The 8,385-nt window shown below is 65.3% G+C and carries 9 protein-coding genes and 4 pseudogenes; 2 read left to right on the top strand and 11 right to left on the bottom strand.

All coding sequences use genetic code 11. The features are described from left to right. Positions 1-178 (bottom strand): transposase (locus VNS22_RS28595; protein ID WP_414653372.1); only part of this gene is annotated, 178 nt, incomplete at its 3' end. A 38-nt stretch (positions 179-216) separates the two neighbouring features. On the opposite strand from VNS22_RS28595, the gene VNS22_RS16550 reads away from it, so the two are divergent. After that, on the top strand, positions 217-1,032 hold the full coding sequence (locus tag VNS22_RS16550; RefSeq protein WP_325734329.1) for a CoA ester lyase: 816 nt from the start codon (positions 217-219) through the stop codon (positions 1,030-1,032). A gap of 57 nt (positions 1,033-1,089) precedes the next feature. Then, positions 1,090-1,544, top strand: a pseudogene (locus tag VNS22_RS16555) (IS481 family transposase); the annotation flags it as partial. On the opposite strand, the gene VNS22_RS16560 reads toward VNS22_RS16555, so the two are convergent. The 10 genes and pseudogenes from VNS22_RS16560 to VNS22_RS16600 form a co-directional block, all read right to left on the bottom strand. Beyond that, entirely contained in the window at positions 1,526-1,810 is a 285-nt protein-coding gene (locus VNS22_RS16560; protein ID WP_325734339.1) for a hypothetical protein, read from the bottom strand. The pseudogene VNS22_RS16555 and the gene VNS22_RS16560 sit on opposite strands and share 19 nt — an antisense overlap. After that, positions 1,807-2,095 (bottom strand): annotated as a pseudogene (locus VNS22_RS28600) (transposase). Before VNS22_RS28600 ends, VNS22_RS16560 begins: the two are co-directional and overlap by 4 nt. A gap of 208 nt (positions 2,096-2,303) precedes the next feature. Beyond that, positions 2,304-3,455 (bottom strand): flagellin, encoded by a 1,152-nt coding sequence (locus VNS22_RS16570; RefSeq protein ID WP_325734331.1) that lies wholly within the window; start codon positions 3,453-3,455, stop codon positions 2,304-2,306. Positions 3,456-3,554: 99 nt separating this feature from the next. Beyond that, on the bottom strand, positions 3,555-4,175 hold the full coding sequence (locus tag VNS22_RS16575; protein WP_325734333.1) for a class I SAM-dependent methyltransferase: 621 nt from the start codon (positions 4,173-4,175) through the stop codon (positions 3,555-3,557). An 18-nt stretch (positions 4,176-4,193) separates the two neighbouring features. Beyond that, complete coding sequence (locus VNS22_RS16580; RefSeq protein ID WP_325734334.1) at positions 4,194-6,347, bottom strand: tetratricopeptide repeat protein; 2,154 nt, start codon at positions 6,345-6,347, stop codon at positions 4,194-4,196. A gap of 15 nt (positions 6,348-6,362) precedes the next feature. Next, a complete protein-coding gene (gene fliW, locus VNS22_RS16585) occupies positions 6,363-6,860 on the bottom strand; it encodes a flagellar assembly protein FliW (RefSeq protein WP_325734335.1) in 498 nt (165 codons plus the stop codon). A gap of 425 nt (positions 6,861-7,285) precedes the next feature. Then, positions 7,286-7,597: a hypothetical protein gene (locus VNS22_RS16590; protein WP_325734337.1), complete on the bottom strand. Its 312-nt coding sequence runs from the start codon at positions 7,595-7,597 to the stop codon at positions 7,286-7,288. Further along, positions 7,594-7,758 (bottom strand): transposase, encoded by a 165-nt coding sequence (locus VNS22_RS28605; protein ID WP_414653373.1) that lies wholly within the window; start codon positions 7,756-7,758, stop codon positions 7,594-7,596. The genes VNS22_RS16590 and VNS22_RS28605 overlap by 4 nt, the downstream gene beginning before the upstream one ends. Beyond that, a pseudogene (locus tag VNS22_RS16595) lies at positions 7,678-8,097 on the bottom strand (hypothetical protein); the annotation flags it as partial. The pseudogene VNS22_RS16595 and the gene VNS22_RS28605, both read right to left, overlap by 81 nt. 34 nt (positions 8,098-8,131) lie before the next feature. Continuing rightward, positions 8,132-8,347 (bottom strand): annotated as a pseudogene (locus VNS22_RS16600) (IS110 family transposase); the annotation flags it as partial. Positions 8,348-8,385 lie beyond the last annotated feature (38 nt).

Genomic DNA, 8,385 nt, shown 5'->3' on the forward strand with positions numbered 1-8,385 from the left:
TCAGCCGCCTCCAGCGGAACACCATGCTCGGCGAGAGCCCGGGCTGGCGGGCCACGTAGCTGATCGACATGCCGGGCTGCATCGACTCGGCCACGAGGGCCAGCTTCTGCTCGGTCGTGAAGCGGCGCCGGCGGGCAATCCTGCTGATCACCTCGATCTTCGAGAACGTGTCGGACATAGGCACATGCCTAGGACTACGCCTAGGCCCTCCGGCTGATGCCGGTGTCCGGTCGAAATGGGGGGCACTTCACGGCAGGACTAGCCGTTTCGCGGCAGTCTCCAGAGCGCAAGGCCGAGGCTAGAGAACGGATCGCCGGAGCCGCGGCCGATCTCAACGCACGTGGGATGCGGGTGTTCGTCCGCATCAACAGCGCGACAGAGCTGGCACGGCAGGACGTAGTGGCTTCGGTCGGGAAGGCGGTGTTCGGCCTCGTGGTACCGAAGGTCGATACGCCGGCCCAACTCGCGGAGCACGAGGCCCAGATCGCGCGCGCCGAAGCGGATGCCGGCCTCATCGAAGGTCGTACCCGCCTGATTGCGCTCCTCGAGACGCCGAAGAGCATCTTCCATGCTCTCTCGATCGCGGAAAGCTCCAGCCGCCTGATCGCAATCGGCTTCGGTGTGGAAGACTATGCAGCCACAATCGGACTGCCCCCGGAACCCCAGTCGATGGCCTTCGCCGCACAGACTGTCGCCACGGCTGCTCATGCCGCTGGAATCGAGGCGATCGGCCTTCCCGGCAGCATCGCGGAATTTCGCGACATGGACGCGTTGCGCCGGATCGCCCTGATGGCGCGGCAGCTGGGCTTCACCGGATCGGGATGCATCCATCCTGCCCAGGTGCCGATCTTCAACGAAGCGTTCGGTGTCTCGGAGCAGGAAGCTGCCGAAGCCAAGGAAGTGATCGAAGCCTATGAGCGCGCTCGCATAGAAGGGTTGGGCGCCATCGCCATCCGCGGCCGCGTGATCGATATCCCCATCTATGAGCGGGCGATGAGGACGATCCAGCGGGCAGAGCATTCTGCGACCTAGATGTTTGGTTCCAGAGTGTAGTGCTACAATCGAGCCACACACCTGGAAGGACGTGCTATGGATCAGGTTCTTCACCGCCGCGCCACGACGACAAAGGGCGGCTCGTCGGGCGATCCAGGCTGTTGAAGCGAGCGTAAGGGCACTGGCCAAGCGCTACGGCATCAGCCCGACCACCGTGCAGAAGTAGTGCTTTGCGGACCTGCAGCACCGATGCCCCAATGGGACCGAAGCCACCCCGCTCCACCGTGCTGGACGCCGAGGACGAGGCGGTCGTCGTCGCGTTGCGGCACTACACGCCCCTGCCGCTCGACGACTGGCTCTACGCCCTGCAGCCGACCCTGCCGCACCTGGCCCGCTCGTCGCTGCATCGCTGCTTGGCAGCGGCCTGCCGGCTTTATCGACATCCCTCCGGGGGATCGCTCCCGGTTCAAGAGCTACCCGATCGGCTTCTTTCACCTCGACATCGCCGCGGTCATACCGAGCAGGGCCACCTCTATCTGTTCGTCACCATCAGCTGTCGGCAGGCGGCTGATCCGAACTCCCGAGGAGACCGGGCCAGCAGCGCGTCCGCAGCAATGCTCTCCCCGATGTCGGCGGTGGTGAGGATCGCCTTGCGGATCAGGTCGGCCCCCTGATCCACCGCCAGATGGGCCCTGTAGCCGAAGAAGCTGCGTTGCCCTCGACGGCTGAAGCCGGCTGTCGGATCGCGTTCCGACACCTCGTCCTCGCGCATGGGTGCCCGCTTCACGTCCGCCTCCACCAGCGTCGCATCGATCATCGTGCCGGCCTTATCACCAGGCCGCACTGTTCCGACTGCGCGTTCAGCGCGTCGCACACCGCTTCCGCCAGATTCGCCTCGGCAAGATCGATCCGAAAGCGCGACAAGGTCGTCGCATCCGGCACCGCGTCCTCCAGCCTCAGGCCACAACAGCGCCGGAAGCTCAGCCGGTCGGAAGGCCTCTTCGAGATCACGACCGGACAGCCGGTACCACTGCTGCAGGAGCAGGGCCTGGAGCTGCACCAAGAGCGGGTACGCCGGCCGTCCCGTAAGTGCCCGACGCATCGGCCCCAACAGCGCCTATTGCCTGCATCATGCCCAAGCACGATCGCTCAACTCATCAAAGAACATGATAACCATCAAGCGCAATCAATGAAGATTCGTTTTCAATCATCGACGCGCCTACCGAATGAAATACCATCGGCGTATCCGCTAATACAAAACACAATACGCTTCAGTTGCAAGAATAATTCTGCCGACCCAGGCTCATCGATCACTGCAGCAACTTCAGGAGATTCTGTGGCATCTGATTAGCCTGTGCCAGCATCGAAACGCCGGCCTGGGTCAGGATCTGCAAGGATGTAAACTTGGTCATCTCGGCAGCCATGTCGACGTCCAACAAGGTGGAGCGTGCCGCGTCGAGATTCTCCACGCTGGTGGCGAGGTTGGCCGAGGCGAACTCGAAGCGGGCCATCATCGCACCCATGTTGGCACGTGCGGCGTTAAGGCCGGAGATCGCCCCGTCCAGCGCGTTGCCAGCCGCGACCGAACTGGCGGTATCGGCCACGCTCGTCCCGGTGAGGCCGAGGCTGGTGGGACGTACGTCATCGATGTTGACAACGATCGTGTCCCCGGACGACACGCCGACCTGGAAGCTCAGGCTGTCGCTGCCGGCCACTTCGAATTGGCTTGCCGTGCCGGCCGCGAAGGCCGCGCTGAAGTCGAAGTTGCTCAGGCTGATCTCGATGCCGGCATGCTCGAACGAGATGCGCCCTTCATAGACCACCGCGTTCGAGGCGTGAGTGAACTGCACCGTGTCGGAGACCGTGCCGTTCGCGAGGGTGAACTGCCCAAGACTGGAGCCGGCGGTGTAGTCATAGGAAAGCTGCCACGTGCCCACGGCGGCGTTACCCGACAGCCGTGCCGTGATCCCGTTCGCGTAGGTGCTGGCAGGATTGAACAGGGTGTCGGTCACGCCACCCAGATCAATGCTCTTGCCCGAAGCGCCATTTAATAGTTGGGCACCATTGAACTTGGTCTGACTGGCGATATTGCCTACCTCGCCGACCAGTTCCTGATACTCCAGGTCGAGAAAGGAGCGCTCACTGTCGGTGAGTGAGCCGGACTGTGCCTGTACCGCGAGCGACTTCATCCGCAGCAGAATATCCGAGATCTTGGCAAGACCTCCGTCTGCGACCTGAAGGAGGCTCGAGGCCTGCGCGGTGTTGACCGCTGCCTGACGCAGGGCCGCGACATCGGCACGGATCTTCGTGCCGACCGCGAGCGAGGCGGCGTCGTCGGACGCCTTCACGATGCGCGAGCCGCTGGAGAGCTTAGCCAAGGAGTTGCTGGCCTGCGCCGAATTACTATTGAGATAGCGCAGGGCAGTATTGGCCGCGGTATTGGTCGTTCCAGTAAGAGGCATGTTCGTCTCCTGTCTCGATGTCGCCGCCGGACGGCGGAAAGGTTATCGTATCGGCAAGGTTAATGCCGCGCCGTGCAGCCCTTGCGCCTGCTGGTGTGGTCAGGTGCTGGCGACCACGTTCAGGCTGATCGGGTGCCCAAACAGGACGAGGCGGCTCGTGTCGTCGAACAGGTCATGCGAAGCGACCCGCCGGACGTCGCGAAAGCCATACTTGGCAAGGAAGTAGGTGAGGAACTGAAAGGTGAATCCGACCTTGTGGAAATCGTGCGTGTCCATCTGGCCGCCATAGATGATCCGCATGACATGGAAGCGAGCCTCCGGGCTGAGCGCCGGATGCACGAACATGCGGCATAGGACCTCCAGGTCTGGAACGCTGATGCGCAACGTGCCACCAGGCCGTAGGACCCGCCGAATGCCCGCCATGACCTGCGGCAGTTCCTCCTGGTAGCCGAGATGCTCGAACACGTGCGAAGCGTATATCTCGGCGACCGATCCATCGGCGAAGCCGGTGAGGTCCGTGCAACTGCCGACGAAGTCCACATGCGGGCCGGGCTGAATGTTGAGGATCTTCCAGCCAGCTTTGGGCTCCACGCCGCCGATGTGCAGCCTGATTTCCTGAGATTGGCCTGCCGGTGCTCCGAGTTGGGCCGCCTCGCTGGAAAGCATCGTAGCGGCTGGAAGGACAGGGCATTCCGGGTAGTCCGGCGAGTATGAGTTCATGGCCTGGGCTCCTGCGCTTCAAGTCGCCGCACGGGTGGGGATCCCGCAATAGCGGTGCCACATGGTTCGAAAGGCGGCAGTCATGTGCCGACCGAGATCGGCTTGATCCATCAATGGACTGGCCAACATCTCGCTGCGCAGCATCTGGCGCATGCCGGCGAGCAGATCCCTGGTGCTCGCGAGCTGGGTCGCGGTGAGCAGATAGTCATCTGCTGACCGAGCGACGCACGAGTGCAGGCCGATGCTGTGCAGGATCGATGCGCCCACCCTCGCCACGTGTGTGTCACCGGCGAGCGTGACCACCGGGACGCCCATCCACAGAGCTTCACAGGTCGTAGTCGTGCCACCGTAGGGGAAGGTATCGAGTGCTACGTCGATCCGGCCATAGGTCGCCAGATGGCTGGCGCGGCCATGCGTCCGCGGCAGGAGCTCGATCCGCTCCGGCGCGATCCTCCGGCCGCTGAAGGCTTGGCGCACCTTCTCCTGCACCACCGGATCATGGCTCATGTGGTGCTTGAGCAGGAGGCGAGAGCCTTCGACGCGCTGCAGGATCCTGGCCCACAGCTCGAACACGCTCTCATTCAGCTTGGCCATGTTGTTGAACGAGCCGAACGTGACGAAGCCGTTCTTGACGCAGGGCGGCTCTACGATTCCGGGAAACTCGACCGGCTCGTAGGTGAGGAAACAGCGGTCCAGTCGCAGCAATTGCTCCACCGCATAGGCGTCGGCACCAGCCGGATCGGTGACTTCGTCCACGATGCGCCAGTCGACCGCCGGCATGCCGGTGGTGTTGGGATAGCCCAGATAGGTGGCCTGAACCGGCGCCGGGCGCCGTGCCAGCACGAGCAGCCGGCTGTCGGAGGTGTGCCCCGCTAGATCGACGAGGATATCGATGCAATCGTCGCGTATGCGTCTGGCGATCTCGTCGTCGGCGATGCCCCAGACATCGCGCCAATGGTCGGCAGCCTGCTTCAGTGCCGCAGTCATGGCGTCGGCCGTGTCGACATAGGCATAGCAGAATGTCTCGATCTGGGTCTGGTCGAGATGCCGCAGCAGCGGCAGGAAGAAATAGGCGACCGAGTGACCACGCAGGTCCGGTGAAAGAAAGCCCACCCGCAAGCGACGGTGTGGATCGCGGTCGGTGTCCGCCTTGCGGTTGCGCAGCACATGGGGCAGGGCAAACCGCCTGCCCCAGCGCTCATGCTCGGCCCGAACCTGCAACGGATCCAGGTCCGGGCAGTAGTTCAAGTCAAAGACCAGCGTGGAATGCTCGGCTGCCTGCGCATTGGGACGGCTGATGCCCTGGCGCAACAGCTCGATCCCCTGCTCATGCATGCCGCGCTGGACCAGGAGGTGGCCGAGCATGGAATGGGCATTGGAGGGAGCGGGGCGGACCGTCAGGTAGTGCCGCAGCAACAGCTCGGCCTCTTCCGCCTTGCGAGTCCGCACGCACGCATAACCCAGCCAGCGGAGCAGCTCGACTGCGCCGGGATCCAGCTCCCGGGCACGCCGAAAGGCCTGCTCTGCCTCGTCCGCCCGGCCCCGCGCCATCGAGAGATGGCCCAGATTGTACCAGACCTCGTAGCTCTTCGGTGCCAGTTCCTGCGCGCGTCGCAGGTGTGGCTCGGCCTCAATGTAGCGTCCAAGACCGATGAGCGCACCGGCCAGGTTCGCAAGGCCCGTCGGATGGTTCGGATCCAATTCCAGAGCATCGCGCGCTGCAGCTTCCGCAGCGTCGTAGCGCTGCAGCGATGCTAGCACCCCGGCGAGATTGGCGGGAGCGTCCGCGAAGGTCGCGTCGCGTCGGATTGCCTCGGAAAAGGCCTTGAGCGCCACCTGCATGCGGCCGCTCCGGTTCAGCAGATTGCCGAGGTTGGACCAGAAGCGGGCCCGCTCCGGGCGGAGCGCGATGGACTGGCGTACCAGCCGTTCTCCCTTGGCCACGTCGCCCAGCGCTGCCAATGCCATGCCCAGCAGATGGACGGCATCTGCCTGCTCGGGATCGGTGCGCAGGACCTGACGATAGAGATCACGCGCCGCGGCATAGTCCATGGCACGATGACGCTCCGCCGCCGCGAGGAGCAGGGCCTGGGCCGCAGAGCGACGGCCGTCGACCGCCGCATGGCCGGCGGGAAGTACCGCCTGGGACGAGAGCATGGTATTGCCAGGCATGATCCGATCCTGCACTCAGGCTGCCGCCGCCACCGGGTGACGCAATGGGTAGGCAGCATCCGCCAGCACGACCTGCGCACCAAAGCGGCGCCGCGTGTCGATCAGGACCGGTGCCCGCAGGTTGGCGAACAATTCCAGATCCGCATGGCTGCGTCTGGCCGTGACGATCACCAGGAAGTCGGTGTCGTAGTGGCAGAGCCCGGCCAAGCGGCAAGCCGCGAGCCGGTCCGCCGGACGGATCAGCGAGTCCGCAGCAGCCAGCGGCAGCACGAAAAACCTCGGGCCGGCATCGTCCAGGGAATGGAGCAGGAGCAGGCTGCTGCCCTGGACCCGCTCGAGCCCGAAATACCGGCAGCCGGGAAATCCCGGCAGCCCTGCCGGAAAGGACAGGACCCGCGCCGGGTCGGCACCAGCCTGCGCGGAATGGCCATCCTGCTCCGGAGCGGACGGTCCGGCGGGCGGCGGGAAGGCGTGCGGGGTCACAGGACCGGCCACAGCTGCGATAGCGGTCACGCTCATAGTCCTTCGACGGATTGCCAATGCCGTTGATGATAGCTGCCGATGCTTAACGAATAGTTGCAGCCGCCAACTTCCGAAGGCCGCTCTACTATGTCGAAAGCCGTGTAAGGCAAGGTTCTGAGGCCCATCTGCGGACGGTATGGACAATGAACTTCTAGGCGTATGTATGGACAGCGTCCGCGGGTCCGGAGGCTCGGGGCAGCGGTGACGATCTGGTCGGCAGCCGTCAGGTGTGCGGCCTGTTTCGTGCGGTGCGCATGACCGCTGGCCCTGACGAGATCCGCAGATCGGGCTCCAGCCAGTCCCGCGCGCGCGGCTGCGCGCAACACCTGCCGGATCGGTCCGACCCGGTCCGACCGTTCGCCATCACCTCCTCGAGCACCTCCGCCCCACTCCTTGGCTCCGTGGCTGCGCCTCGTTCAGGCAGGGCGGGCCTTGGGCCGTGCCCGGCACGGGTCGTCGCGGGTGCGTACGACCCCAGCCATCCGCGCCGTCTTGTCAGCCAGCGCCACCGCGACGAGCTTGAACGGGCGTCGCTGGAGCAGGCTTACCCAGGCTGCCGCACTCGGCCGGCCCTTCCCGACGGCCTGAAGCACCGCGTGGGCAGCGCTGATCGGCCAGCGTCGGCGGTAGTGGTCACCCGGCTGGACGCTGCCCTTGGAGCCGCTCCTTGCCACCGCTCGGGTGCTGTCGGGGCACGAGCCCAGGCCACCGAGCGCAGGAGCGATCACTCCATTCCTGCAAGGACGACGGCCAGCAGGCCGTCGCGGGCGGCAAGATGGCGGCCGGCACGGAACGGCGTTGAATCGGTGACCGCCACGGCGCGGGCGCTGGCCATGATCGGGCCGATGCCGGGGATCATCTCCAGGCGCGGCGGCCAGTTGCCGCGCAAGTACGCGCAGCGATCCGCGGGCGGGCGGTGGGATGGGGGGTGTCGGCCGCGCTGCACGGATCGCCAGGGCATCCGCCGCGTCGTTCCCGCCTCGCTTCACGTACGGCTCGACGCAGGGGGCGGCATCAGACGCACGTCGTGCCCGAGCATGCCGCGCCCAGTCGGGAGCGGTCGAACAAGCCTCCCTACCCACAAGGCAGGAGGGAAGGGACCAGAAGAACGCGAGGACCTCTGCTCGCCGTAGTCGGCGTCGCAGGACGATGCATGCCTGCGTGATCGACACTGTGGACCTGGAAGACGTACTTGGGCGAGGTCGAGACCCATGGTCGTAACCCGCATGGCGGACGGCGCTCCCGTTGGGACGTCGGACCACGACCACGTCATGCCCCTGCGATGCAGGGGGCGGGCGCCGTCCGCCCCGGCTCCAGCCCTCTGCCAAGCGCCGATAGGCGATCTCCGCCTGCTCGACGCGCCGTCGTTCCTCCCGACGAGTTCGCGTCGGGCTGTAGGCACAGGCCGCACCCCGCTGGCCGCGTCGCGCTGGTTCGCCTGAGCGCAGTTCGCCAGCTCGCGCTCGACGACCTTCCAATCCTCGGCAAGCCGATCGTGCTCACGCAGGTGCCGGGC

It is taken from the genome of Geminicoccus sp., assembly GCF_035556675.1.
Lineage (GTDB): Bacteria > Pseudomonadota > Alphaproteobacteria > Geminicoccales > Geminicoccaceae > Geminicoccus.

Excerpts from the sequence above, each read along its gene's own strand:
- VNS22_RS16570 (WP_325734331.1), bottom strand. The coding sequence starts at position 3,455 with ATGCCTCTTACTGGAACGACCAATACCGCGGCCAATACTGCCCTGCGC.
- VNS22_RS16560 (WP_325734339.1), bottom strand. The coding sequence starts at position 1,810 with ATGATCGATGCGACGCTGGTGGAGGCGGACGTGAAGCGGGCACCCATG.
- VNS22_RS16580 (WP_325734334.1), bottom strand. The coding sequence starts at position 6,347 with ATGCCTGGCAATACCATGCTCTCGTCCCAGGCGGTACTTCCCGCCGGC.
- VNS22_RS16575 (WP_325734333.1), bottom strand. The coding sequence starts at position 4,175 with ATGAACTCATACTCGCCGGACTACCCGGAATGCCCTGTCCTTCCAGCC.
- VNS22_RS16550 (WP_325734329.1), top strand. The coding sequence starts at position 217 with ATGCCGGTGTCCGGTCGAAATGGGGGGCACTTCACGGCAGGACTAGCC.